Origin of the sequence: Bradyrhizobium sp. HKCCYLS20291, assembly GCF_051167715.1 — a bacterium.
Classification (GTDB): Bacteria; Pseudomonadota; Alphaproteobacteria; order Rhizobiales; family Xanthobacteraceae; genus Bradyrhizobium.
Genome location: NZ_JBNPTO010000004.1, coordinates 412,906 through 437,465 on the forward strand (window position 1 = coordinate 412,906; position 24,560 = coordinate 437,465).

Below are 24,560 nucleotides of genomic sequence, written 5' to 3' on the forward strand. Positions count from 1 at the left end.
GCTACATACTTCGGTTGAGAGACGTTTCGTCAACTGAAAACGCGCAATGCGGCGTTTTGCCCTCATTCGCGCCATCAAAGCAAGCACGGGTTTCAGCCAATGTTGCATCGCTTCAAATACCTCACGCGGACAGTGATAGCATATTCGGGCGTTTTGTTCGCAGCAGGAATTTCTTCTGCGCTCGCAGCCGACCCGACCGGTGAGTGGCGGGTCGCCGACGGTGTCGCAAACATCCGAGTCGCACAATGCAACGGCAGCATGTGGGGCGTCGTCGCGTGGGAAAAGACCCCGGGCGGACGCGACAGCAGTAACCCGGATCCCTCCAAGCAGAGCCGGCCGACGCTCGGCATGCCGATCCTGATCGACATGAAGAAGAAGCCGGGCGCAGAGGTATGGGAAGGCCAAGTCTACAACGCCAAGGATGGCCAGCTCTACAGCTCAACCATCACCCCGACGGATCCCGACCATCTGGAGATCAAGGGCTGTGTGCTCGGCTTCCTGTGCGGCGGCGAAACCTGGACGCGTGTCGGCCCGCCGATCCCGTCGAGCCCCGTGAACAGCATGGCCAAAGGTACACAGAAACCAATCACGCCGGCCCCTGCTCCCGCCGCGAAAACGACGACTGGCACGGCCTCGGCCGCTGCGAAGCCTGGCCAGAAGCCCACCGATCAGATCGGCGACATCTGCCTGATTCCCGAGATCGCCCGCGCTCGCTGAGACGGCCGGCGCATCCATCCGCTGATCGGATGCACAAAACAAAAGCGGCCGATCGCTCGGCCGCTTTTTTCATGTCCGACGACGACCGGCTGAGGCCGGAACGCGTCTATTCCTTGACCTCGCGCGGCTTGCCCATCAGCGCCGGCTGGAACAGCAGCACAGCGGCGAGCGTCGTCACCAGCGACAGCGCCAGCAGCTTGCCCATGCTGGATGTGCCGGGATGGCTCGACAGCCACAGGCTGCCGAACGCGGTCGCCGTGGTGAGCGCACTGAAGAAGATCGCCCGGGTCAGGCTGGTCTGCAGCAGGTTGGTGCGGCCGCCGCGCCACGCCACCACGTAGTAGATCTTGAACGCCACGCCGATGCCGAGCAGCAGCGGCAGCGCGACGATGTTGGCGAAGTTCAGCGGCAGCTTGATCAGCACGCAGATCTCGAGCGTGACGGCGCCGGCAACCAGTAGCGGCACCAGCGTCATCAGCACGTCGGAGAAGCGACGCAGCGTCACCCACAGCAGCAGGCTGATCACGACCAGCGAGTAGATGCCGGCGTGAATGAAGGCCTTCACGATCGTGTCACCGGATTTGAGGATCGAGACCGGACCGCCGATCGCGTTGGGCTCGGCCGTCAGCACGGCATTGGCGAACCGCCTGAGATTGTCGTTGTCGTTCGGATCGCCCTTCGGCTGCGCCTCGACGCGAATCAGGCCGTCCTTGCTCTTCCACTGCGACACCAGCTCCGGTGGCAAATTGGCCAGCGTCACCGGCTGCGCCTGCAGGGTGGCGCTGAGCTGCGTCAGCGTGATCCTCCACGGCTCGACGAACACGTCCTGGGCCTTGTTGCGCACCGCCTCGCTGGCGCCTGCAAGCTTGGCGAGCGCGTCGGCCAGCCGCCGTGACGACACCGCGCCCGGGCCCTTGGCATCGCCTGCCGTACGCCGGAGATTGTCGACGGTCGAGTTCAGCGCCTCGACATTCTCCTTGTCGGTTGGCGCCGCATCGACCTGATCCGGATTGAGCGCGGGACCCAAAACCTTCGCGCCCTGCGCAATCAGCTTCAGCTTGGTCGGCTGATCCTCGGGCACGAAGCTGTCGAGCGACATCACGCGCGCCACTTCCGGCAGCTTCTCCAGCTTGGCCTCGATCGCCTTGGCGTCGGTCTCCGACCGGGTCAGCACGTCGATGGCGTTGGCCCCGGTGTTCGGATCCTTGCGCAGGTCGAGATAGGTCGCGATCGACTCGGCGTGCGGATTGCGCAGGTTCATCGGGTTGAAGTCGAACTTCATGTAATACAGCAGCGGCAGGCCGGCGATGACCAGGCCGAGCGTGCCGACGATGATCGGCACGCGGTGCTTCTCGAGAAAGTCATCGACCGGCGCCAGGAAGGCGTAGCCGACCGGCTCTTTCTCGCCCGGAGGATTGAGGATCTTCAACAGCGCCGGCAGCACCGTGATCGACGACAGGAAGGCGATCATCATGCCGGCGCCTGCGATGGCGCCGAGCTCGGAGATGCCCTTGTAGTCGGTCGGCAGGAAGCACAGGAAACCGGCAGCCGTTGCCATCGCCGCGAGCGACAGCGGCACCGCCGAGCGGCTGGCGGCTTCGGCGAGCGCCTCCGGCAGGTTGTCGTTCTTGAACCGCTCAGAGCGGTAGCGGACGCTGAACTGGATGCCGAAATCGACGCCGAGGCCGATGAACAGCACGGCGAAGGCGACCGACAGCAGGTTGAGCGAGCCAACCATCATCAGGCCCACTGCCGTGGTGATGGCAAGGCCGATGAACAGGTTGATGAACACGGCCGAGATGATCTTGGCCGAATGCAGCGCCAGCCACAGGATGATCAGCACCACCACCACGGTCCCGATGCCGTTGACGACGGCGCCCTCCTGCACGGTGGCGTATTCCTCGTTGGCGATCGGCACCGGACCGGTCAGCCTGACGCGAGCGTGGAAGCGGTTCGGGAAATCCAGGTCGGCTGCGGCCTGGCGGATCGCATCGGTCGCCGCCTTGCCGGGCTCCAGCGCCTGGTAGTCGAGGATCGGCTTGAACTGGATGAAGGCGCGCTTGTCGCTGTCGGTGAGCGGCTTGTCCGAGATCAGCTGGCGCCAGGAGAAGGTCGCATCGCCCTTGTCGAGCACGGTCTCGACGGTCTGCGAGATGTAGTCGAACGGGCGCGCGGTGCTGTCGAGCTGGACCTGGCCGCGCTTGACGCCGGCAAGGCCGGTCTCGAGCGCGCCGGTCAGGCCGCGGATCGAGGGATCGCCGGCCATGATCTCGATCAGCGGCGCCGCTGCGGCGAACTGGCCGGTGAGCTGCTTCACCTCCTCGGTCGGCAGAAACAGCAGGCCGTTCCTGGCGAAGAACTCGCCGCCGCCGAGCAGCTCGACCGAGGAGAAGTTCTTGGTGTCGTCCTTGAGCTTCTTGGCGAGCGCGTCGGCCGCAACCCCGGTCAGCTCAGGCGTCGCCGCCTCGACCACGCCGAGGATCATGCGGTCGCGATCGAACGCCTGCTCATATTGCTGGTCGCGCTTGCGCCAATCGAGCTCGGGGGAGATCAGCTTGTTGATGTCAGTATTGATGGCGAAATGGCCGGCCGTGTAGACCCCGGCGGCAACCGACAGAAGGAGGCCCGCAATCAACGTCGGCCACGCAAATCGTGTGCAGGCCTTGACGATGGAGACGACAATCGTTGTCAGCACTTCTTGTCTTTCTAATTTTCAGTGAGCTGGGCGGAAACGTCCGCGCCATGACGGAGTTCCCTGGCCAGAGCCGAGCTCGGGGCGCAAGTCCTAGGCGAGGTCCGACCCGCCCGTGAACCGTTTCGCGTGAGAACGCGGCTGGTCCGTGAACAACAAATCAGGTCGAATGATGGACGGAACCATCGAGGCGGCCTGATATAGCGGCTGTTCTCGGCGGTAAAGTGACGAACGAGTGAGAGCCTAACCTCCTCAATTAATTAATCTAAATTACAATTACCAAATTACCCCCGGCCAATTCTCGCTTATGTGTCGCCGATCACATGCGAGCGACTTGCAAACCGGCTTTCCTCCCTGCTCGATTTTTGACACAAAGCCCTGCGCTTCCATGCGTATGAGCGGGCGAATTGGGGCACGCGCCCTGGTGCGGATATTGCACCGCTCGCGCAAGGAGACGGCAGGTCGAAAGTGAGGCAACGTGGCTGATCGTCGTCCAATGCAGGTGTATCTCGCGCAACCGCGCGGCTTTTGTGCAGGTGTCGTGCGTGCGATCGAAATCGTCGAGCGCGCGCTGGAGAAGCACGGCCGGCCGGTCTATGTGCGGCACGAGATCGTTCACAACAAGCACGTCGTGGAGAGCCTGAAGGCCAAGGGCGCCGTTTTCGTCGAGACCCTTGCGGACGTGCCGCCGCGCGCCGTCACCGTGTTCAGCGCCCATGGCGTCGCCCGGACGGTCGAGGAGGAGGCCGCGGCCCGCGGCCTGCCCGTGCTCAATGCAACCTGCCCGCTGGTGACCAAGGTCCACAACCAGGGCAAGCGCTACATGTCCAAGGGCCGTACCCTGGTCCTGATCGGCCATGCCGGCCATCCCGAGGTCGAGGGAACCATGGGCCAGGTTCCCGGACCGGTATACCTCGTGCAGAACGTGGCCGACGTGGCCGCCCTGCCCCTGCCATTGGATACTCCGATGGCCTATATCACCCAGACCACCCTGAGCGTGGACGACACCAAAGACATCATTTCGGCCCTTCAGGCCCGCTTTACAGACCTTCAAGGTCCCGATATCCGGGATATCTGCTATGCGACACAAAACCGGCAATCTGCGGTAAGGGACTTAAGCAAGCTGGTGGACGTCATCCTGGTGGTGGGCGCCGCCAACAGCTCCAACTCGAACAGGCTGCGCGAGATCGGCACTGAGGCCGGCGTCGACAGCTATCTGATCGCAGATGGCAGCGAGCTCAACCCGGATTGGCTGAAGCAGGCCAAGGCCGTCGGCATCACGGCCGGCGCCTCGGCCCCGGAAGTGCTCGTCGACGACGTCATCATGGCCCTGCGGCGCATCGGACCGGTCGAGGTCGCGGTGGTCCCGGGGCGGGAAGAAAACATCGAATTCCGCCTGCCGACCGAGTTGGTCGCGGGCTGATCGCTCCTCGTTTGGTCCAGAAAGAAGAGACGTAATGGCAATCCCCTTCCATAAGGAACTGCGTATCGGGGCCTATCTGATGAAGCAGAAGCTTCTCGGCCGCAAACGCTATCCGCTGGTGCTCATGCTGGAGCCGCTGTTCCGCTGCAACCTCGCGTGCGCCGGCTGCGGCAAGATCGACTATCCCGATGCGATCCTCAACCGGCGCATGAGCGCGCAGGAGTGCTGGGACGCCGCCGACGAATGCGGCGCGCCGATGGTCGCGATCCCCGGCGGCGAGCCGCTGATCCACAAGGAGATCGGCGAGATCGTGCGCGGCCTCGTGGCGCGCAAGAAGTTCGTCTCGCTCTGCACCAACGCACTGCTGCTCGAGAAGAAGCTCGATCTGTTCGAGCCGTCGCCCTATTTGTTCTTCTCCGTGCATCTCGACGGCCTGCGCGATCACCACGACAAGGCGGTGTCGCAGAAGGGCGTGTTCGACCGCGCCGTCTCCGCGATCAAGGCCGCCAAGGCGCGCGGCTTCACCGTCAATGTCAACGCGACCGTGTTCGACGGCCACCCGGCTGAGGAGATCGCGAAGTTCCTCGACTTCACGACCGAGCTCGGCGTCGGCGTGACGATGTCGCCCGGCTATGCCTATGAGCGCGCGCCGGACCAGGAGCACTTCCTGAACCGCACCAAGACCAAGCAGCTGTTCCGCGACGTCTTTGCGCTCGGCAAGGGCAAGAAGTGGAACTTCATGCATTCCGGCCTCTTCCTCGACTTCCTCGCCGGCAACCAGGAGTTCGAGTGCACGCCCTGGGGCATGCCCGCGCGCAATATCTTCGGCTGGCAGAAGCCCTGCTATCTGCTCGGCGAAGGCTACACCAAGACCTTCAAGGAGCTGATGGAGACCACCGAGTGGGACTCCTACGGCACCGGCAAGTACGAGAAGTGCGCCGACTGCATGGCGCATTGCGGCTACGAAGCCACCGCAGCGAACGCGGCGCTGAGCAACCCGATCAAGGCGATGATGGTCTCGATGCGCGGCATCAAGACCGAAGGCCCGATGGCGCCGGAGATCGACCTCACCAAGCAGCGCCCGGCACAGTACGTGTTTTCCTCGGAGGTGCAGAAGCGCCTCTCCGAGATCCGCCGCGACGAAGCCGTCGAAGCGCAGCAGAAGGCCTCGACCGCGGCCTGAGCGGACGATCAACAAACAGCAAAAAGGCCGCCGAGCAATCGGCGGCCTTTTTTGTTTTCGCTTGTCCCACGTCGTCATGGCCGGGCCCGTCCCGGCCATCCACGTCGTTAGGCATACTGAGAACGACGTGGATGGCCGGGACAAGCCCGGGCATGACGGCGTAACCGATTGATGGGGGCGTTAGTCGCGACAGCGCGCAAATCAATGCGCGATAGGTCCTGCCACCTTTAGAAACTCGACGCTGCCTCAAGCCTCGGCCGCGGCCAACGTCTCTCGCTCGAGGAAATGCTCCGCCGCCAGCAGGCCGCTCAGCAGCAGATCGCGGGCGCCGCGGAGTGAGCGCAAAGCGCGGTTGAACTCGATGCCGGTCGAGACCAGACCACCCAGCACGGCCGGATTGCGCGCAACGCCGCGCAGGATCATCGGCAGGTCGATGTCGCCGTTCGGCTTGATCGCGTCCTTGGCGAGCGACGGCAAGGTGCGGTGGGCGGGATCGGAAATCACGCGCAGCGCGGCGAATGGCAGTCCGTATTCGGCGGCATAGGCGGCGGCGATGTGGCTCTCCATGTCGACCGCGGCAGCGCCCGTCTTCATGCGCAGCGCCGCCTTGCGGGCCTTTGCCACCACCACTTCCTCGGCGCCAGCGAGCACGCCACGCACCACGCGGCGCTTCTTCAGGGCCGCGCGGGCAATGTGCTCCTCGCGAAGAGACAATCCCGACAGCCAGCGGGCATCGCCCGCGGTGACCTCGGTGGCGACGACGATGTCGCCGGCCTTGAGGCTGGGATCGAGGCCACCAGCGACGCCGAAGCTGACGACGCCACGGATCGAAGTGGGATCGAACACGGTGAGCAGCGAGCGCAACTGTTTCGGGTCGCTCGAGCTGCAAATGACCATCATGCCGGGCCCCGCAGCAATGCGGGCTTCCTGCACCAGACCAGTCACGACCAAGACCGGCCGCGGATCAATGGGGCGATCCGCGGACATTTCGTCCCCCATCCCCAACTTCACAATCCGACCCCTGACACCTCTCGGGACGCCGTGTGCCGACGTCTCCGTCTCATGTTCCAAGCCTCAACCGCGGCGGCGCCAGAGCGGAAAGACCTTAGCAAACCGAGGATTACGCAGAAAAAATCCGCGAGGAAACCCCGTTTGCGCCGCACTGCACCCGCACACGACACGAATCTTTAACTGTGTTGCCATTTGGTCCCGCTGCCGCTGTTCCAGTCTGGAACGTCCCCGCATCAGCACCACTGACAGTGGAACCTTAAGCAAGAACTGCGCCATAAAACGGACGAATCGCCGATGGCCGGACGCGTTCAGCCGCGCCCGAGCAGGTGCTCCGCGGCGCGATCGCCGGAGCGGACCGATCCTTCGATCGTCGCCGGCAGGCCAGTATCGGTCCAGTCGCCGGCCAGCGCGAGATTGCCGAACGCCGTCTTCACGCCGGGACGGAGCGCGTTCTGCTCCGGCGTCGCCTCGAAGGTGGCGCGGCGCTCGCGCACGATCTGCCACGGCGGCAGCTCGGCCGAGATGCCTGCCGCCTTGCAGACATCCGCCCAGATCGCCTGGGCGAGCTCCTCGCGCGGCGTATCGACCAGGCGGTCGCCATTGCTGATGGTCACCGACAGCCGCTGCGGAAACGCGAACAGCCATTCGACCAGACCGCCGACCACGCCGAGCAGCGCCGGCGCATCCTTCGGCGGGGTGATGCGGAAGTGGGCATTGACGATGGCGCGATACTTGGTCGGTCCCGTCAGGCCCGGCAGCAGCGCCATCGCGGGCCGCGGCGGCACCGCCAGCACCACGACGTCGGCCGGCCCGAGCGCGACCGTCTCGTCGCCGAACTTCAGGCCGGTGACACGACCGCCTGCACTCTCGAGGCTGCGCAGCTCGCGGCCGATCCGGACGCTGCCGCCCTTGCCTTCGAGGAATTTGACGGCCGGGTCGATCAGCACGCCCGACAGGCCGTCGCGCGCGATCAGCGGCCGGCAGGCCTGGCCGCCGGCCAGCAGCGTCTCGCGCACGATCGCACCGGCGAGGCCGGCCGAGCCTTCCGGCGGATCGCAGTTCAGCGCCGCCAGCAGCAGCGGCTGCACCAGCCGGTCATACAGCGTGCCCTTGCACGGAATGGTGTCGCCGATCGTCTTGGAGGTCGCAGCCCAGATCAGCGGCGACAGCGCGAGGTAATCGCCGAGGCTGGTGTCAGGCACCCGGCGCTTGTCGTCGAACACCCACAGCGGCAGCCGGCTGCTGCCGAGGTCGAGCAGCCAGCGCTGTCCCGTCCTGATGTCGACGAAGGCGAATTGCGCATTCTTCGGGCCGACCAGCCCCGCCTCGGAGCCGATCGTGCGGGCATAATCCAGCACGTGGTGATTGGCGGACAGCAGCAGATGGTTGCCGTTGTCGATCACCAGATCGGTCGCAGCGTCGTAATAGGAGCGGCAACGGCCGCCAAGCTGCTGGGTGGCCTCGTGGACGTGCACGACGTAGCCCGCTTTGGCGAGCCGCACGCCGGCGGAAAGGCCGGACACGCCGGCGCCGATGATGTGAGCGGTCTTCTGCATCAGATGATTGCGTAACGGAGGATGATGCCGATCTTCGTGAGCTTGCTCACGCGGACGGGCTCGCGCGGCAGCGCGAAGCCGCGCTCGAGCAGCAACTCGAACACGGCGCGGTAGTATTTCGACATGATGCGCGGCGCGCGCACGGCGCGGCGGCGATTGCGCCGCATGATCTCGTCGGCCTTCTCGAAATGCGTCTTGGCCCGGACGGCCACCGAGTTGCAGACCTTCGGCAGCGCGCGCTCCTGGGTCACCTTGACCGGGTCGTCGCTGGTGATGCCGGCGAACAGCAGCGCCTCGCGTGGCAGATAGAGCCGGCCGATGCCGGCGTCCTCGTCGATGTCACGCAGGATGTTGGTGAGCTGCAGCGCCCGGCCGAGATGATGGGCGAGCAGGATGCCGTCCTCCTCGGGCATGCCGAAGATGCGCACCGAGAGCCGGCCGACCGCGCTCGCCACCCGATCGCAATACAGGTCGAGCGTGGCCAGATCCGGCGCGCGGATCTCAGCCGGCACGTCCATCTCCATGCCATCGATGATGGCGAGGAAGTCCTCGCGCTTGAGGCCGAACGTCTTCACCGAGGCGACGTAGTCGCGCAGCCGTGGCGGCGGATGGCCCTGATACAGCGCATCGATGTCGTCGCGCCATTTCTGCAGCGCCGCCAGCCGCTCGGGCCGCGGGCCGTCGGAATCGGCGATGTCGTCGACCTCGCGGCAGAAGCTGTAGACCTGGAACATCGCATCGCGCTGCGCGCGCGGCAGGATGCGCATGGCGGCATAGAACGAGCTGCCGGAGGCGGCCGTGCCGTGATCGACGTTGTCAGCGGTTGCTTCGAGGGTCATGCGCCGGCCGCCGATTTGGTCGCGGGATGACGCCCGGCCACGCGCCGGCCGATCTCGCCCGCAACGGACGCGAAGGTCAGGCCGAGCATCCCGGTGGGCGTCAGGTGCACGCGCTCGCTGAGCGGATCGCGCACCCTTAGCAGCGCCACGATGCGGTCGGCGAAAGCCTGGATCACCGCGATCTCCAGTCCGAAGCGGAAATCCTTGACGCCGCTGTTCAGGTCCCTGCCCTCCTCGAGCAGCGCCGCGTTGCGGACTGCGAGCTTCTGCAGGCAGGCCAGCAGTTGCGGCGAGGACTTGGCCGCGCCGAGCATCTCGACGGTGGCGCCAGCCTCGGCCAGCGCGTCGCGCGGCAGATATACGCGGTTGAGCGCGTGATAGTCCTTGCCGCAATCCTGCAGGTGGTTGTTGATCTGCAGGCCGGCGCAGATCGCGTCCGAGGCCGGCCAGGTCGCGGTCGACTCGCCGTGCACGTCGAGCATGAAGCGTCCGACCGGCATCGCCGAGTAGCGGCAATAATGGATGACCTCGTCCCAGTTCTCGTAACGTAGCTTGGTCACGTCCATGCGGAAGGCGACCAGCAGATCGAGCGCGTGGCGCGGCGGCATACCGCGCTCGGCCAGCGCCCGGCGCAGGCTGACGGCGACATCCTGCGTCTCGCCCGTCCCGGTCAGCTCGGCCTCGAGCAGATCGAGCAGCCGCAGCTTCTCATCGCCGGGCAGGCTCGGATGATCGGCGATGTCATCGGCAGTGCGCACGAAATTGTAGAAGGCGAGAATCAGCGCCCGATGCTCGGGACGGATGATCCACGAGGCCACCGGAAAGTTCTCGTCCCGGTGTGTCTTGCCGGATCGCAAATCGCTCGCGGTGGTCATGGACGAAACAGCTGTCAGGTTGAAAGGGCGCTACCGAAAACAATGCCCGCCGCTTCGCTCATGCGAACGGATTGCCAGCCCCATATAGGCGAAGATCCCGCCAAAACCAATGCAATCGATGTGGGGCAGCCAAAGCAATGCGGCTGCCGGCCGCGCCTGATGGGCGGGCGGGCAGCCGTTAACCAAAACAGTCCGAAACCAGCACTCCGGACGGCAACCGCTTACTGGTTGTGGGTCTTCAGCACCTGATCGCAGGCCGGGCTGATCTTGGGGCGGTTCTCCTTCAGGCACGCCAGGATGGTGAAGTCACCCTGATCGATGACGGCCCGGCAGAACTTCTGAACGTCACGCGTGCAAGCCGCCTGTTCCTCGGCAGTGCCGCGCGCACCTTGCGCGAACGCACCCGTGGACGCCGTCAGCGACAGCAGGGAAAGTGCCAGGAAAATCTTACGCATCGTGTTCCTTCATTTTGACAGCAGACATTTTGACGGCAGCGAAGCTCGCCCGGATCGCCAATGCTGTCCGGGAAACGGCTGTTTGATTCGGCAAGGACCGCAAGCCCCCCAGCGCCGGAAGTACGCTGCCAAATGTGGCCAAATTCGCGCCCGTGATGCCGAGCAGATCAACCTCGGGCATCAAAGCTTTGGCATAAACAAGGCGTTGATACTAGGGCGTTATTTTCGGAACACGAATTTCGCAATTGGCTGTTGCAAGCATGCAGCGCGGACCGTTAGATGCAACCGGAGCTGAAGGGACAGGCTCTACAGCCGTTTTCGCGAGAATGGCCCGCCGACTCGTTAAGGGGTCCGTGTCGGGTACGGATGTCATCCGGTCGCAGCACCGGAGCGGCCGTCATTTGAACCTAACGTTCGGCGAGAACACCAAGTGTTCGAAGCGGCGACATACGCCGGCATAACGGTGTCATTTTGGATGGGAAACTCGATATGAAACTGTTCGGCTCATTCTTCTCCGGACGCGTCGCCAAGGCCGCGGGTCTCGGCGTTGCCCTGATCATCTCGGCGTCGGCCGTTCATGCGCAGTCGGGCCCGTTCGCCGGCTTCGACGGCTCCTGGTCGGGCAACGGCACCGTCGCGCTGTCCGACGGCGCCACCGAGCGCATCCGCTGCAAGGCCAGCTACAAGGTCGCCACCGCCAATCTCAAGCTGAACCTGCAATGCGCCAGCGACAGCTATAAGTTCGAGCTGACGAGCGACGTGACCAGCCAGGGCGATCGTATCGCCGGCTACTGGAGCGAGGCCAGCCGCAACGTGAATGGCGACCTGCAGGGCACCGCCGGAAACGGCACGATCGACGTGTTCGTGCAGGCCGCCGGCTTCGCCGCCAACATCACGCTGAAGACCAACGGCACCAAGCAGGTCGTGCAGATCTCCTCGAAGGGCGAGATCCGCGGCGTCAACATCACGATGTCGAAGACCTGAGCAGGTCGATCAGCATCTGAATGCGCAAACGGCCCTGACGATGTCAGGGCCGTTTTTGTTTTTTGACTGCGGCTACACGAGAAGCTGAGCCTTCGAGCCTCGCTGTCATCGCCCGGCTTGACCGGGCGATCCAGTATTCCAGAGGTAGTTGAAATAGAACCGATAGGCCGCGGTGTACTGGATCGCCCGGTCAAGCCGGGCGATGAGAGTTGTGGGTTGGGCCTAGACCAAAACCCTCACCTCACATCGGCTTGCGCTTCAGCTTCAGGGCGAGGTTGATCAGGAACATCGCCGTCGGCCGCAGGATGAAGAGGTCGGCGAACAGCGCCGCCACCATCGAGAACGCGCTGAGCCAGCCGAACAGCCGCAGCGACGGCAGGTCCGAGAACACCGTCACGACCAGGCCGCAGGCCAGCACCACGGTCGTCAGGATGAGCGCAGGACCGACCAGCACCGTGGCGCGCTCGACGGCAACCGCGGCGCTGATCCCGGGCGCGCTCTCCATCCTGAGACGGTTGAGGAAGTGGATGGTGGCGGACAGGCCGAGCCCGAACGACACCGTCAGCGCGACCACGCTGGCGAATTGCAGCCCCTCCCCCATCGCCCACAGCACGGTGCCGGACATCACGACCGGGAAAATTCCGGGCAGGATGCAGGCGAGCATGACGACCCAGGAGCGGAAGGCGAGCCCGATGAACATCGCCACCAGCGCGAACTCGATCGTCAGCCCGTGGTTGAGCTTTTCGATCATGCCAGCGGAGTTGCGGGCGGCGATCGCCGCAAGACCTGTGACGGCGACTTCATAGCCCGGGTGCTTTTTTCTCACCGCTTCCAGTTCGCGGTCGAGCTTGTCGACCACCGGCAGCAGTTGGCTGGAATCGAGATCCGGTACCCGCCCCGCGACCACCACGGCATCCTGCTCCTTGTCTATGAAGCGGCGCACCAGGTGCTCGGGGATCAGGCTGACATACTCCTGCAGGGTGGCCGTATCAGATGAGCCGGCCTTCTCGGCCAGCCAGCGCCGCAGCGTCTCGACCGACCAGACGTTGCCGACGCCGGCAGTCTTCTCGACGGTGGCATGGACGTCGGCGATCGTCTGCAGGGTCTCCGGCGCATAGAGCGAAGCGCCCTTCGGAAACTGTATGAGCACGTTGACGGGGTTGGCGCCGGTCAGCTTGGCATCGAGCCGGTTGCTCGCCGCAACCGCCTGCTGCTTGTCCGGCACCTGGTCGGCGAGCCGATAGCGCGGCTCCAGGGTCGAATACACCACCGCGAGCGAGCCGACGAACACCACCGCGATCAGGCTGAACAGGCCGGGACGGCCGACCATGCGCACCGCGATCCAGTAGCAGAAATTGCGCAGCGCCTGGACGCCGGCATCGGCGCCCTGGAATTTGACCGCGAACGTCCTCTCGTTGCGTACCAGCAGCACGCCGAACACCGGCACCAGCGACAGCACCGCGACCAGCGCGATGACCGTGGCGGCGAGCCCCGCCTCGCCGAATTTGCGGATCAGGTCGCTGTCGGAGAACTGCAGGGCGATGAAGGAAATGCCGGCGGTGGCGTGGGTCAGCACGCAGGCGGGGCCGACCACCAGCACCGCGTTCTTGAACGCCGTCACCTTGTCCTGCCCCGCGATCAGGCGATCGCGCGCGGCGAAGGTGAGCTGCATCGAATCCGAGAAGCTGATGACCATGATGAGCGGCGTCATCACGTTCAGGAACATGTTGAGATTGAAATTGGCCCAGCCGAGCGCGCCGAGCGCGAGCAGGATCGCAATCAGCGGCGGGAACGCCGCCGCGATCATGAACGAGACCTTGCGGAAGAAGATGATGGCGATGATGCAGCCGGCGAGAATGCCGAGCACGTTGTAGGTCAGCCCGTCGCGCTCGACCGCATTGCGGATCTCGAGCTGCATGACCGGTACGCCGGAGAGCTGCACGTTCAGTCCCGTCCCGGCGAGGTCGTCGGTCATCAGCTTTCGGATCTCGCCGATCACCTTGCCGAGGTCGTTGGAGGCGACCACCTTCGGCTCGAGGGACAGCACGATCAGCGCCAGCGTCCCATCCTCGGACAACAGCTTGCCGCGGATGATCTCGTTGGATTTCACCGTCTCGATGAACTTGTCGTAGGCCTCGCCCTCCGGCAGGTCTGAGGGAAACAGCGCCGCTGGCAGCTTGCCCGGCGCAGGGGCCTGGCGGGCCGAGAACAGCGACACCAGCCCTCGGGTGCCCTCGACCAGCTGCAGGTCGGTGACGAAGTCGCGGAGCTTCTCGAGGTTCGGGCGGGCGAGCAGCGTCTTGCCCTCAACGACCACCAGGACGTCGAATTCCTCCGCCGGGAACTTCTTCGTGACCTCCTCGTACTGGTGGAACTCCTTGCTGTCGGAGCGGAACAGCTGGCTCAGCGAGTCGTCGATCTGGATGCGCTTGATGCCGAACACGGCGGCGACGATCAGCAGCAGCAGGACGATGCAGGACAGGATCGGCACCTTCACGGCGAACAGGCCCAGGCGCTCCAATCCGAAAGCGATGCTGTCGACCGGCCGCTGTTCGACCTTCTCGACATGAACTTCGTTGTCGTGCCTGACATCCAGCATTCGGGGGTCCAGTGGTTGGGGCGCGGCCCGGTAGTGAAGGCTCGAGCGCATAGGGCAGAAATAAGGCTGCTCAGCGAAGCCGGGATGACCGCATTGTGGCCCCGCAGCCAGAGCTAATCCTTGAAAACACGTCAAAATTCGTCGGGCGAGGGTCTAGCAGGGTTCACTCCCCAGCCGCAACCGCGCCCGGCCACACAACACGGCCAAGCAGTATCGAGGAGGATCACGCCACGATTCTGTCATTCTTGAAAAGGGTTTGAGCGGCCGCTGCGGTTGCGCGTGCCCGCCTCTCCACGATCGCGAAGCCTCACACACGCGCGGCTGAGCGGCATGTGGCATCCGTTGCCCTACATCCGCACCGTTGACACCGAGCGACGCCGAGTTCCCCGCCTCGGGAGAGCAGCCGTCAAGCCGCGGGGACCGCGGCCTCACGCAGGCGGAGCGAATAGTTCGATGCGTTCTGGTGGCCGCGGGAGGCAGCCCGGGCGAACATGATGAGGTGATGCGCGATCATCGCTACGGCGATGAAGTTCTCGATCTCGCCGCGCCGCAGCTGGCCCCAGGCGAAGCGCCAGAATGGCCGCTTGTAGTCGCCGAGCACGCCGACCTTCCAGAAGATCTTGCCCATCATCACCAGGCCGCGCCTGATGTTCGGCCAGCTCTTCATCTCGTCGCTGACCGGCACCTTGATGCGATTGGAATAGGTGTGGTCGCATTGATGCTGATAGCGGGCGTAGAGCCGCTCGGGCTCGTAGGCCACCTCCATGCAGCGCCGCCACGCGGTCACCACCTCGTCATAGGGCATCAGGAATTTGACGTTCGAATCGCGGCTGTCGTCCTGGACCAGCCGGCCTTCGCGTTCCAGGCGGTCCCACAATGGCGTCTTCGGCAGCGCCTGCAGCAGGTTGATGGTCAACAGCGGGATCCGGCTCTCCTCGACGAATTGCAGCAGCGCATCCGAGGTCTGCGGCGTATCGGTGTCGAGCCCCATGATGATGCCGGACACGACCTCCATGCCATAGCTGTTGATGGTCCTGATCCCCTCCAGGATCGGCACCATCATGTTGTGATCCTTCTGCATCGCGGTCAGCGCATCCGGATCGGGCGTCTCGATGCCGCAGAAGATGGTGATGAAATAGGCCTCCCGCATCTTCTCCAGGATCTCGGGGCGCTTGGCGATGTTGAGCGTCGCCTCGCAGGCGAGCCGCATCACATAGCCGGTGCGCTTCTGCCATTCGATCAGATGCGGCAGCAGATCCAGCGCGGCCTTGCGGTTGCCGATGAAATTGTCGTCGACGAAATAGACCGAGCCGGTGACGCCGCATTCCCTGAGCTTGTCGAGCTCGGCAATGATCTGCTGCGGCGTCTTGATGCGCGGATTGCGGCCGTAGAGGCCGGGAATGTCGCAGAATTCGCACTGATAGGGACAGCCGCTGGAATATTGGATGCTGCCGAGAAAATATTTGCTGACCTCAGCCAGTTCATAGGCGGGAACCGGAAAGTCGGTCATCGGCACGCGCTCGCCCGTGCGCAACACGATCTGGCTTGCAGGGCGCGAGACGTCAGCGGACAGCCGCTCGATCAGCAAGTCGGTCGCATCGCCGAGTTCGCCGACATGGAGATAGTCGAAGTCGGGATAATAGTCCGGACACGCGCTCACGGAGGGGCCGCCGAGCGCGACCGGCAGATCGAACTCATGCGCGCGGCGACAGATGTCGTTCATCTGCTGGCGCTGGATATGCATGCCGCTGACGAACACGGCTTCGGCCCAGGCGAAGTCCTCCTCGCGCGCCGGACCGATGTTCTCGTCGATGAAGCGGACCTGCCATGCGCGCGGCAGATAGGCGGCGATCAGCAACAGCCCCTGGGGCGGCATGAACGCCTGAACACCGTCAGTGAGCGGATAGGCGTGCTCGAAAGTGCCGAACGACGAGGTGTAGCGCGGGAACACGCAAAGAGTTCGCCGTACGGTCTCGATGCCTTCGAATCTCATCGACTACCCTCGCGATCACCTGCACAGGACACCACAATAGAAGCATGATTTCGGCTTCGCTACCCCTTCCGGAAAAGTTGAGCCGATCCCCTGTGGTCCTTGCTTGCGCATAGGAGGATTCGGCCACTCGTCCGCAGCGTCGCCGCGATCCACCGCACGGGCGATGACATTGCGGACAAAGGCGCCCGCGCGCTCATGGATCAGCCATCATCGAACGCCGGAGAGAGCAAACTCGCTCGGCCCTGTGAAGTTCCTGGAGATCGGCAAGCGCCGGGGCAGATCCGAAACTGCGGGCGTCATTGCTGCCGATCGATGCCAGCATGCTTGCGTGCGACATCGGAGACGTCAGGTCAGCATCAGCATACGATCTGCCGGCGTCACACGCCGAGACCAGTTGCAACGCAATCGCAGGGAACAATGCCACCGATGTCCGTAGTCATGCGGATGCCGCAGCGGCGCACCGTGTTCCGAACCCCGCCTAAGCGATTGAACTACAAAGCAAAGTGCGCAAGGGTTGCATAGTACTTATGGTGTTCATTTAACGCTTTCTCCATGAAGCTTTTGCATAAGTATTAATGAACGCATGCGTCTGCGTAGCAGCCAAACCTCGCGGTAATTCCCCTCATGACCTCACGTCCGACGTCAACGAAGACGACAACGCGCCACTCCATCGCGGCCAAGCTCTACGCGATCTTCGCGCTGTTTGCAGCGTTCACCGCTGCGATCACCTGGCTGTCGGACTACAACTCGCGCCGCGCAGCCGAACTCACGAGGGCGATCGAAACGGCCAACCTCGCAGCTCTCAACGTGCAGCGCGTCAATGGTCTCGTCTACGCGGTCGTGATGGAGTCGCGCGGCGTCTACATGTCGACCGATCCTGTGGTGGTCAAGAAGTAAGGCGACGGCCTTCTGAAGTTCAACGCCGACATCCTGGGCGTGGTGGACAAGTGGCAATCGATCGTTCAGGTCGACGACGCGCAGCAATTCGCGACGTTCAAGAAGCGCATCGAGCAGTTCGTGGACTTTCGCAAGGAGCTGGTCCGCCGCGCCAACGAGATCAGCCCCGCCGCCGGGCGCGAATGGGGCGACAATGACGCCAACCGCTCGGTTCGCTCCGCGCTGAACAAGGACCTCGACGAGCTCTCCAAGGTCTATCTCGAGCGCGGCCGCAAGATTGGCGAGGACACCGAGCTGAACCGCAGGCTGTCGCTGGTGCTGACCGGCCTCGGCGGCGTGATGCTGCTGCTCGTCGTTGCCGGCGTCGTGATCATTGCCCGCTCGGTCGCCCGCCCGCTGTCACAGATCACCGAAACCATCCGCAAGGTCGCAACCGGCACCGAGAACGTGGAGGTGCCGCATGCCGCACGCGCCGACGAGATCGGCGAGCTCGCCCGCGCCATCGGCATCTTTCAGCAGGCCATGGCGCACAACCGCGATCTCAACGACCAGGTGTCACAGGATTCCGTCGTCCGCGAGGCCCGTGCCCGCCACATCGAAACCGCGGTCGAGCAGTTTCGTACCGCCATTGGCGGCGTGATGCAGACCGTCACCGCGAACGCCGCGGCGATGCGCTCCACTGCCGAGGCAATCACGCGGCTGACGACGGATGCCACCGAGCGCGCGGTCACGGCGGCCGGCGCCACCTCGCAGGCGTCGAGCAACGTCTCGGCCGTCGCGAGCGCGGCTGAGGAGCTGTCTGCCTCGGTCGAGGAGATCGGCCGCCAGATTCAGCAATCGGCCGGCGCCGTGGAGCAGACCGGGCAGCGCACCGAGAAGTCGATCACCGAGATCGAGGGCCTCGCCGCCGCCACCCAGCGCATCGACGGCGTGCTGACCCTGATCCAGACCATCGCCGAGCAGACCAACCTGCTGGCGCTGAACGCCACCATCGAGGCAGCCCGGGCCGGCGACGCCGGACGCGGCTTTGCCGTGGTCGCCCACGAGGTCAAGGCGCTTGCTGGACAGACCGCCAAGGCGACCGAGGAGATCAGCCAGAACGTCAACTTGATCCAGGCCTCGACCAAGACCGCTGTCGATGCCGTCCGCGAGATCGGCGAGGCCGTCCGCGGCATCAACGAGATCACCTCGAACATCTCCAACGCCATCCAGCAACAGGATCAGGCGACGCGCGAAATCTCGGTCAATGCGCAGTCGACGGCCCAGGGCAACCAGACGCTGGTCATGAACATCGGCTCGCTGCGCGACGCCATCGGCGAGACCTCGACGGCTGCCGCCTCCGTTCTGTCGGCCTCCGGCGACCTCAATTCGATGGCGCAGACGCTGGCCAACGAAGTCGAGAAGTTCTTCCAGAACCTGCGCTCGGGCCCGACGGCGGGGACGCAACTGCGCAAGGCGAGCTGATCGCCGGACGGACGCTTCGGCGGCGGCTGAGACCTGCCGCCGATCGCGCCATTCGCAAGCGGGCGAGTGATCCACGGCATCGGGGGTTCCGTTTCCCTGCTTTCGGAGAGCCCCCGTGCGCAACACAGCCAAGAAACTCCCGTTCGCCTGCGATCCCGTGACGGTCACCCAGGACGACGTCGAGGACGCCATCCGCACCATCCTGACCTGGATCGGCGAAGACCCGTCGCGCGAGGGGCTGTCCGAGACGCCGGCCCGCGTCGCCCGCGCCTATAAGAGCTATTTCGCCGGCTACGACCAGAACCCCGAAGATTATCTCCGCAAGACCTTCGAGGAGACGGCCGGCTACGACGAGATGGTGCTGCTGCGGAATATCCCGTTCCAGAGCCATTGCGAGCACCACATGGCGCCGATCATCGGCCGCGCCTGGGTCGGCTACGTCCCCCGCAATCGCGTCGTCGGCATTTCCAAGCTCGCCCGGGTGGTCGAGGCCTATGCCGCCCGGCTGCAGATCCAGGAGCGCATGACCGCCGAGATCGCCAACATCATCGACGAGGTGCTGCAGCCGCAGGGCGTCGCCGTCGTGATCAAGGCCGCCCACCACTGCATCAGCTCCCGCGGCGTCAAGAAGCATGGCGTCGATCTGACCACCAGCCGCATGCTCGGCTGCTTCCGCACCGACCCGATGAGCCGTCAGGAGTTCCTTGCCATGGTCAATTCGGACAACGACTGAGGCCGATGGCGGCTGAGCCCGGACGGGTGACTGACATGGCCGCTTCGGACCAAGATACCGCACCGTCGAAAATCGTCCGGCCGGTGATCCGGCCGGGTGCGGCGCGCGTTTCGCCACATCGGGTATGCGCGTCGGGGACCATGACCACACGAATGAGAGCTGCTGGATTCGCGCGGTCGAACGTGGCATCGTCGCGCCCGAGGGTCGGACGTGCACCCGGTGCCGCGATCCGGATCAATGCGAGCAGAGGGCCGAAGGCGACTGTGGACTGGGCTGAATTGATTGGACGCGTCGCAGCCCGTGGCGATCGTGAGGCGTTCAGGGCCCTGTTCGACCACTTCGCTCCGCGCATCAAGGGGTTTCTGATCAAGTCGGGCTGTCAGCCCGACGAGGCCGAGGAGATCGCCCAATCGACGATGGTCGCGGTCTGGACCAAGGCGGCGCAGTTCGATCCGTCGACCGCGGGCGCGGCCGCCTGGATCTTCACCATCGCGCGCAATCAGCGGATCGACGCCGTGCGCAAGTCGTCGCGCGAGGGCCGGCTCAACCAGGAGATCGTCCTCGACGAGGAGGCTGACCCGACGCTCGCGGCCGACCAGATCGTTTCGCGTGTCGAGGATGCCACACGGGTGGCGGCCGCGATCGAAAGATTGTCGCTGGAGCAATCCACCGTGATCCGCTTGTCGTTCATCGAGGAACGACCCCATTCGGAAATTGCGGCGGTTCTCAAACTGCCGCTCGGTACCGTGAAATCACGAATCAGGCTGGCAATGAACCGCCTGAGAGAGCTGTTGGACGACGCGACATGACGATCAGCCATCACCCGCCGGAAGACCTGCTGGCCGACTATGCCACTGGTGCGCTCGACGAGGCCGAGCAACTGGTCACAGGCGTCCACGTCGCGGACTGCCCGCGATGCCGCCGTTTCGTGCGCGCGATCGAGCGGCTCGCCGGCGCCTCGCTGGAGGCAGCCAAGCCGGTCGCCATGGCCGCTGACGCCTTCGACGCCGTGATGGCCCGGATCGAGCGCCACCAGCAGCCTGCCCCGCGCGTGAGCGACGTGGCCAAGGTCGATCCGGAGCTCGCCGACCTGCCCGAGATGATCAAGCGCTGCAAGATCGGCAAGCGGCGGCGCGTGGCGCCGGGCATCAGCATGCGTCCGATCATGCTGTCCGGCACCGGCAAGTCGCGCGCCTTCCTGCTGCGCTCGGAGCCCGGCGCGCGGATGCTGGAGCACTCCCATTCCGGCAATGAGCTGACCTGTGTGCTGAAGGGCAGCTTCAGCCATCTCGGCGGCCATTACGGTCCCGGCGACTTCGACTATGGCGACGACGAGGTCGACCATCGTCCGGTGGTCGGCAACGAGGGCCCCTGCCTGTGCCTGGTCGCCATGACCGGTGACCTGCGCATGCATGGCCTGCTCGGCCGCATCATCAGCCCGTTCGTCCGTCTCTGACGCGTCAACGATACGGCCAGGAGCGTGATCGTCTGGACGATCCGCCACTTGCCCGTTTGCGGCCAGGACGGCACGCTGGCGGTGATCCGCATCGGACTCTGACCCGTTTCCGACCAAGTGAAACGGATGGAGGAGCGAGATGCGGTCAGCAAGCGCGGAGAAGAGGTACGGCGCTCGTCTCGTTGCCTTGCTGGAACGTGCCGGACGCCGCGACGAGCAAGCCTTTGCCGAGCTTCATGCCGCAACCATCTTGAAGATGCGCAAGACCGTGCGTGCCCTGCTGCCCTCCTCCGCCGACCTCGATGACATCCTGCAGGACGGCTACCTGAAGATCTGGCGCAACGCGGCGTCGTTCGATCCGTCGCGCGCCTCGCCCATCACTTGGATGTGCACGATCATGCGCAACACCGCGATCGACGCGCTGCGGGCCACCGGCGTGCCGACCTCGGAGCTCGACGAGGCGCTCGCCATCGCCGATCCCGCCGCCGAGCAGGATGATGAATTCGACTACGCGCAAGCGGAACCGATCGCCCGCGAGGCGCTTAAGCGGCTACCGGCCGAGCGCCGGCGGCTGCTGGCGCTGGCCTATCTCGAGGGCGAGAGCCGGACGCGGCTGTCGGAGCGGTTCGGCGTGCCGGTCGGCACCATCAAGACCTGGCTGCACCGCAGCCTGATCGCCGTGCGCAAGGATTGTCTCGGGCACGCCCACAACGTCACCGCCGCCGTGGCGTGACCTGCCGCATGATCTGGATACGATGACCAGCACACGTGCCGTGAGACATCTCGTTGTCGTGCTGGGCGACCAGCTCGACGCCGATTCGGCTGCCTTCGACGGCTTCGATCCGGAGCAGGATGCCGTGCTGCAGATGGAGGTCGACGACGAGGCGACCTACGTGCCGCAGCACAAGATGCGCATCGCCTTCTTCCTTGCGGCCATGCGCCACTTCCACGCCGACCTCGCGGGCCGCGGCCGCCGCGGCCATTATGTCCGGCTCGACGATCCGGCCAACACCGGAAGCCTCAATAGCGAGATCGCGCGCCATCAGGCGGCGCTGCAGCCGCAGGCGACGATCGTGCTGGAGCCCGGCGATTGGCGCGTGCGCCAAACGCTTGAAAAACTGCCGCAGCGGCTCGAATTCCGCTCCGACCGCCACTTCCTCTGCACCGCCGACGAATTCGACGCCTTCACCGAGCGCCATCCGCGGCCGATCATGGAGACGTTCTACCGCGCGATGCGGCGCAAGACCGGGCTCTTGATCGACGAGAGCGGCCGGCCGATCGGCGGCAGCTGGAATTTCGACACCGAGAACCGCAAGGGTTTCGGCAAGTCGCGCCCGCCGATCCCCGTCCCCCGCTCCTACGCGCCGGACGCGATCACACGCGACGTCATCAAGCTGGTCGCGGCGCGGTTTGCCAACAGTCCCGGCAAGCTCGACCGGTTCGACCTGCCGGTGTCGCGGGTCGACGCGCTGACCGAATTGTCGGACTTCGTCGCCTGGCGGCTGTCGCTGTTCGGGACCTATCAGGATGCGATGCTGACCGACGAGCCGTTCCTGTATCACTCGCGGCTGTCGGGCGCGCTCAACCTGCACATGCTCAATCCGCGCGAGGTGGTCGACGCCGCGCTTGAGAGCCGCAACGCACCGCTGAACGCGCTGGAGGGCTTCGTGCGCCAGATCATCGGCTGGCGCGAGTTCGTCCGCGGCATCTACTGGCAGCGCATGCCGCACTACGCCGAGGAGAATGCGCTCGACGCCAATCTGCCGATGCCGCGCTTCTACTGGACCGGCGAGACCGACATGCGCTGCCTGTCGCAGGCGATCGGCCACACCATCGACCACGCCTATGCCCATCACATCGAGCGGCTGATGGTGCTCGGCCTGTTCGCGATGCTGCTCGGCGTCAAGCCCTACGATGTGCACCTCTGGCACATGTCGATGTTCCACGACGCCGTCGACTGGGTGTCGCTGCCCAACACGCTCGGCATGAGCCAGCATGGCGACGGCGGCGTGGTCGGCACCAAGCCCTATGCGGCCTCGGGCCACTACATCGACCGCATGAGCGACCATTGCCGCAACTGCCGCTACGACCCGAAGCAGGCGACCGGCGACAAGGCCTGCCCGTTCACGACGCTGTATTGGAGCTTCCTCGCCAAGCACCGTCGCCGCTTCGCCAACAACGGCCGGATGCGCAACCAGTACGTCAACCTGGAACGCCGCAGCGCAGCGGAAATCCGCGCCATCCGCAACCATGCCGAGACGATCACCGCGACGATGGTCTGATCGCGTGCCCGCCTGAACGGCGCTCACGGCTTGCTGGCAGGCGGCCGATCGGTCATATCTTGGGCAGTTCCTTACCCTCCGCCGATCCCAGCCCGGAATGCCCCGCCCATGACCGCTGCCGTCGTCGCCGTCTTTGCGCTCGCCTATGCCGTGGTGGCGCTGGAGCACCCGTTCCGGATCAACAAGGCCGCCACCGCCCTGGTCGGCGCCGGGCTGATGTGGACGATCTACGCCGTCATGGGCGCCACGCCCGCCGCGGTGGCCGGCGAGCTCAACGAGTCCGTGGCCTCGACGGCGCAGATCATCTTCTTCCTGATCGGCGCCATGACCATCGTCGAGGTGATCGACGCGCATCACGGCTTCGAGGTCGTGACCTCGCTGATCGGCACCCGCAGCCAGGTGACACTGGTCTGGCTGGTTGGCTTCGTCACCTTCTTCCTCAGCGCCATGCTGGACAACCTCACGACCGCGATCGTGATGGTGTCGCTGATGAAGAAGCTGTCCGGCCGCGACGAGGACCGGCTGGTGTTCGCCGCGATCATCGTCATCGCCGCAAACGCGGGCGGCGCCTGGTCGGCGATCGGCGACGTCACCACCACGATGCTGTGGATCGGCGGCCAGATCACGCCGCTCGCGATCATGAAGTCCGTGTTCATCGCCTCGCTGTTGAACCTCGTGGTGCCGCTCGCCGCCGTGGGCTTCACCCTGCGTGGCAAGGAGCTGGAGCCGCCCGCGAGCGCGGGCCTCGCTTCGATCAGCCCGATCCTGCCGTTCGAGCGCAACCTGATGTTCTTCATGGGACTTGGCATCCTGGTGGCGGTGCCGCTGTTCAAGGCCGCAACCGGCTTGCCGCCGTTCATGGGCATCCTGTTCGGCCTCGGCCTGCTCTGGATGGTCGGCGAGATCATCCATCGCGAGAAGGCCTCCGAGCAGAAGCAGCGCCTCACTCTGGTGCATGCGCTGACCCGCATCGACATGCCCTCCATCGTGTTCTTCATCGGCATCCTGCTGGCCGTGGCAGCCCTCGAACACACCCATATCCTGCAGGCGCTGGCGCAATGGCTCGACCGCACGGTCGGCCGGCTCGATCTCATCGTCATCGTGCTCGGCCTCGCCAGCGCCGTGATCGACAACGTCCCGCTGGTCGCAGCATCCATGGGCATGTACAGCCTCAGCCAGTATCCGCCGGACAGCTTCCTGTGGGAGTTCGTCGCCTATTGCGCCGGCACCGGCGGCTCGATCCTGATCATCGGCTCGGCCGCAGGCGTGGCCGCGATGGGGCTCGAGAACATCCACTTCTTCTGGTACGTGCGCCGCATCAGCGGCATCGCCCTGCTCGGCTATTTCGCCGGCGCTGCCGCCTATATCATCCAGTATAATCTGCTGCACTGAGCGGACCGG

General features: G+C 64.9%; 18 protein-coding genes and 1 pseudogene. 11 read left to right on the forward strand and 8 right to left on the reverse strand.

All coding sequences use genetic code 11. From position 1 onward, the window contains the following. Positions 1-99 precede the first annotated feature (99 nt). Positions 100-717 (forward strand): DUF2147 domain-containing protein, encoded by a 618-nt coding sequence (locus ACQR07_RS12660; RefSeq protein WP_434902606.1) that lies wholly within the window; start codon positions 100-102, stop codon positions 715-717. Between the two features lie 106 nt (positions 718-823). Here ACQR07_RS12660 and ACQR07_RS12665 read toward each other — a convergent pair whose 3' ends face one another. Next, the gene (locus ACQR07_RS12665; RefSeq protein WP_434902607.1) at positions 824-3,412 is read right to left on the reverse strand and encodes an MMPL family transporter; all 2,589 of its coding nucleotides are present in this window, start codon (positions 3,410-3,412) and stop codon (positions 824-826) included. A gap of 493 nt (positions 3,413-3,905) precedes the next feature. Between ACQR07_RS12665 and ispH the strand changes: the two genes are divergently transcribed. Both ispH and hpnH read left to right on the forward strand, forming a co-directional pair. Beyond that, entirely contained in the window at positions 3,906-4,832 is a 927-nt protein-coding gene (gene ispH / locus ACQR07_RS12670) for a 4-hydroxy-3-methylbut-2-enyl diphosphate reductase (protein ID WP_434902608.1), read from the forward strand. A 34-nt stretch (positions 4,833-4,866) separates the two neighbouring features. Continuing rightward, positions 4,867-6,015 (forward strand): adenosyl-hopene transferase HpnH, encoded by a 1,149-nt coding sequence (gene hpnH, locus ACQR07_RS12675; protein WP_434902609.1) that lies wholly within the window; start codon positions 4,867-4,869, stop codon positions 6,013-6,015. A 246-nt stretch (positions 6,016-6,261) separates the two neighbouring features. Here hpnH and ACQR07_RS12680 read toward each other — a convergent pair whose 3' ends face one another. The 5 genes from ACQR07_RS12680 to ACQR07_RS12700 all read right to left on the reverse strand — a co-directional run bounded on the left by ACQR07_RS12680 (position 6,262) and on the right by ACQR07_RS12700 (position 10,751). Continuing rightward, positions 6,262-7,026: a phosphorylase gene (locus ACQR07_RS12680; RefSeq protein WP_434868327.1), complete on the reverse strand. Its 765-nt coding sequence runs from the start codon at positions 7,024-7,026 to the stop codon at positions 6,262-6,264. A 308-nt stretch (positions 7,027-7,334) separates the two neighbouring features. Beyond that, positions 7,335-8,582 carry a hydroxysqualene dehydroxylase HpnE gene (hpnE, locus tag ACQR07_RS12685; protein WP_434902610.1) on the reverse strand — a complete coding sequence of 416 codons (1,248 nt, stop codon included), beginning with the start codon at positions 8,580-8,582 and terminating at the stop codon, positions 7,335-7,337. After that, positions 8,582-9,421, reverse strand: coding sequence for a presqualene diphosphate synthase HpnD (gene hpnD, locus ACQR07_RS12690; RefSeq protein ID WP_434902611.1), 840 nt, complete (start codon positions 9,419-9,421; stop codon positions 8,582-8,584). Before hpnD ends, hpnE begins: the two co-directional genes overlap by 1 nt. Beyond that, on the reverse strand, positions 9,418-10,296 hold the full coding sequence (hpnC, locus tag ACQR07_RS12695) for a squalene synthase HpnC (protein ID WP_434902612.1): 879 nt from the start codon (positions 10,294-10,296) through the stop codon (positions 9,418-9,420). The genes hpnD and hpnC overlap by 4 nt, the downstream gene beginning before the upstream one ends. Positions 10,297-10,517: 221 nt before the next feature. After that, positions 10,518-10,751 carry a hypothetical protein gene (locus tag ACQR07_RS12700; RefSeq protein ID WP_015668062.1) on the reverse strand — a complete coding sequence of 78 codons (234 nt, stop codon included), beginning with the start codon at positions 10,749-10,751 and terminating at the stop codon, positions 10,518-10,520. A 489-nt stretch (positions 10,752-11,240) separates the two neighbouring features. On the opposite strand from ACQR07_RS12700, the gene ACQR07_RS12705 reads away from it, so the two are divergent. Then, complete coding sequence (locus ACQR07_RS12705; protein WP_434902613.1) at positions 11,241-11,735, forward strand: hypothetical protein; 495 nt, start codon at positions 11,241-11,243, stop codon at positions 11,733-11,735. A 241-nt stretch (positions 11,736-11,976) separates the two neighbouring features. On the opposite strand, the gene ACQR07_RS12710 is transcribed toward ACQR07_RS12705, so the two are convergent. Together ACQR07_RS12710 and ACQR07_RS12715 are read right to left on the reverse strand one after the other, a co-directional pair. After that, positions 11,977-14,334, reverse strand: coding sequence for an efflux RND transporter permease subunit (locus tag ACQR07_RS12710; protein ID WP_434902614.1), 2,358 nt, complete (start codon positions 14,332-14,334; stop codon positions 11,977-11,979). 406 nt (positions 14,335-14,740) lie between these two features. Further along, positions 14,741-16,327 (reverse strand): B12-binding domain-containing radical SAM protein, encoded by a 1,587-nt coding sequence (locus tag ACQR07_RS12715; protein ID WP_434902615.1) that lies wholly within the window; start codon positions 16,325-16,327, stop codon positions 14,741-14,743. 624 nt (positions 16,328-16,951) lie between these two features. On the opposite strand from ACQR07_RS12715, the pseudogene ACQR07_RS12720 reads away from it, so the two are divergent. The 7 genes and pseudogenes from ACQR07_RS12720 to nhaD all read left to right on the forward strand — a co-directional run bounded on the left by ACQR07_RS12720 (position 16,952) and on the right by nhaD (position 24,551). Beyond that, a pseudogene (locus ACQR07_RS12720) lies at positions 16,952-18,688 on the forward strand (methyl-accepting chemotaxis protein). A gap of 115 nt (positions 18,689-18,803) precedes the next feature. Next, complete coding sequence (folE, locus tag ACQR07_RS12725; protein WP_434902616.1) at positions 18,804-19,421, forward strand: GTP cyclohydrolase I FolE; 618 nt, start codon at positions 18,804-18,806, stop codon at positions 19,419-19,421. A 263-nt stretch (positions 19,422-19,684) separates the two neighbouring features. Beyond that, positions 19,685-20,230 (forward strand): sigma-70 family RNA polymerase sigma factor, encoded by a 546-nt coding sequence (locus ACQR07_RS12730; protein ID WP_434902679.1) that lies wholly within the window; start codon positions 19,685-19,687, stop codon positions 20,228-20,230. Then, complete coding sequence (locus ACQR07_RS12735) at positions 20,227-20,877, forward strand: ChrR family anti-sigma-E factor (RefSeq protein WP_434902617.1); 651 nt, start codon at positions 20,227-20,229, stop codon at positions 20,875-20,877. The genes ACQR07_RS12730 and ACQR07_RS12735 overlap by 4 nt, the downstream gene beginning before the upstream one ends. A 139-nt stretch (positions 20,878-21,016) precedes the next feature. Beyond that, positions 21,017-21,610: an RNA polymerase sigma factor gene (locus ACQR07_RS12740; protein ID WP_434902618.1), complete on the forward strand. Its 594-nt coding sequence runs from the start codon at positions 21,017-21,019 to the stop codon at positions 21,608-21,610. A gap of 22 nt (positions 21,611-21,632) precedes the next feature. After that, complete coding sequence (locus ACQR07_RS12745; protein WP_434902619.1) at positions 21,633-23,159, forward strand: cryptochrome/photolyase family protein; 1,527 nt, start codon at positions 21,633-21,635, stop codon at positions 23,157-23,159. A 108-nt stretch (positions 23,160-23,267) separates the two neighbouring features. After that, the gene (nhaD, locus tag ACQR07_RS12750) at positions 23,268-24,551 is read left to right on the forward strand and encodes a sodium:proton antiporter NhaD (protein WP_434902620.1); all 1,284 of its coding nucleotides are present in this window, start codon (positions 23,268-23,270) and stop codon (positions 24,549-24,551) included. Positions 24,552-24,560: the final 9 nt, after the last annotated feature.

Excerpts from the sequence above, each read along its gene's own strand:
- ACQR07_RS12660 (WP_434902606.1), top strand. The coding sequence starts at position 100 with ATGTTGCATCGCTTCAAATACCTCACGCGGACAGTGATAGCATATTCG.
- ACQR07_RS12745 (WP_434902619.1), top strand. The coding sequence starts at position 21,633 with ATGACCAGCACACGTGCCGTGAGACATCTCGTTGTCGTGCTGGGCGAC.
- hpnD (WP_434902611.1), bottom strand. The coding sequence starts at position 9,421 with ATGACCCTCGAAGCAACCGCTGACAACGTCGATCACGGCACGGCCGCC.
- ACQR07_RS12715 (WP_434902615.1), bottom strand. The coding sequence starts at position 16,327 with ATGAGATTCGAAGGCATCGAGACCGTACGGCGAACTCTTTGCGTGTTC.
- hpnH (WP_434902609.1), top strand. The coding sequence starts at position 4,867 with ATGGCAATCCCCTTCCATAAGGAACTGCGTATCGGGGCCTATCTGATG.
- ispH (WP_434902608.1), top strand. The coding sequence starts at position 3,906 with ATGCAGGTGTATCTCGCGCAACCGCGCGGCTTTTGTGCAGGTGTCGTG.
- ACQR07_RS12705 (WP_434902613.1), top strand. The coding sequence starts at position 11,241 with ATGAAACTGTTCGGCTCATTCTTCTCCGGACGCGTCGCCAAGGCCGCG.
- hpnE (WP_434902610.1), bottom strand. The coding sequence starts at position 8,582 with ATGCAGAAGACCGCTCACATCATCGGCGCCGGCGTGTCCGGCCTTTCC.
- ACQR07_RS12700 (WP_015668062.1), bottom strand. The coding sequence starts at position 10,751 with ATGCGTAAGATTTTCCTGGCACTTTCCCTGCTGTCGCTGACGGCGTCC.
- ACQR07_RS12740 (WP_434902618.1), top strand. The coding sequence starts at position 21,017 with ATGCGGTCAGCAAGCGCGGAGAAGAGGTACGGCGCTCGTCTCGTTGCC.
- nhaD (WP_434902620.1), top strand. The coding sequence starts at position 23,268 with ATGACCGCTGCCGTCGTCGCCGTCTTTGCGCTCGCCTATGCCGTGGTG.
- hpnC (WP_434902612.1), bottom strand. The coding sequence starts at position 10,296 with ATGACCACCGCGAGCGATTTGCGATCCGGCAAGACACACCGGGACGAG.
- ACQR07_RS12710 (WP_434902614.1), bottom strand. The coding sequence starts at position 14,334 with ATGCTGGATGTCAGGCACGACAACGAAGTTCATGTCGAGAAGGTCGAA.
- ACQR07_RS12735 (WP_434902617.1), top strand. The coding sequence starts at position 20,227 with ATGACGATCAGCCATCACCCGCCGGAAGACCTGCTGGCCGACTATGCC.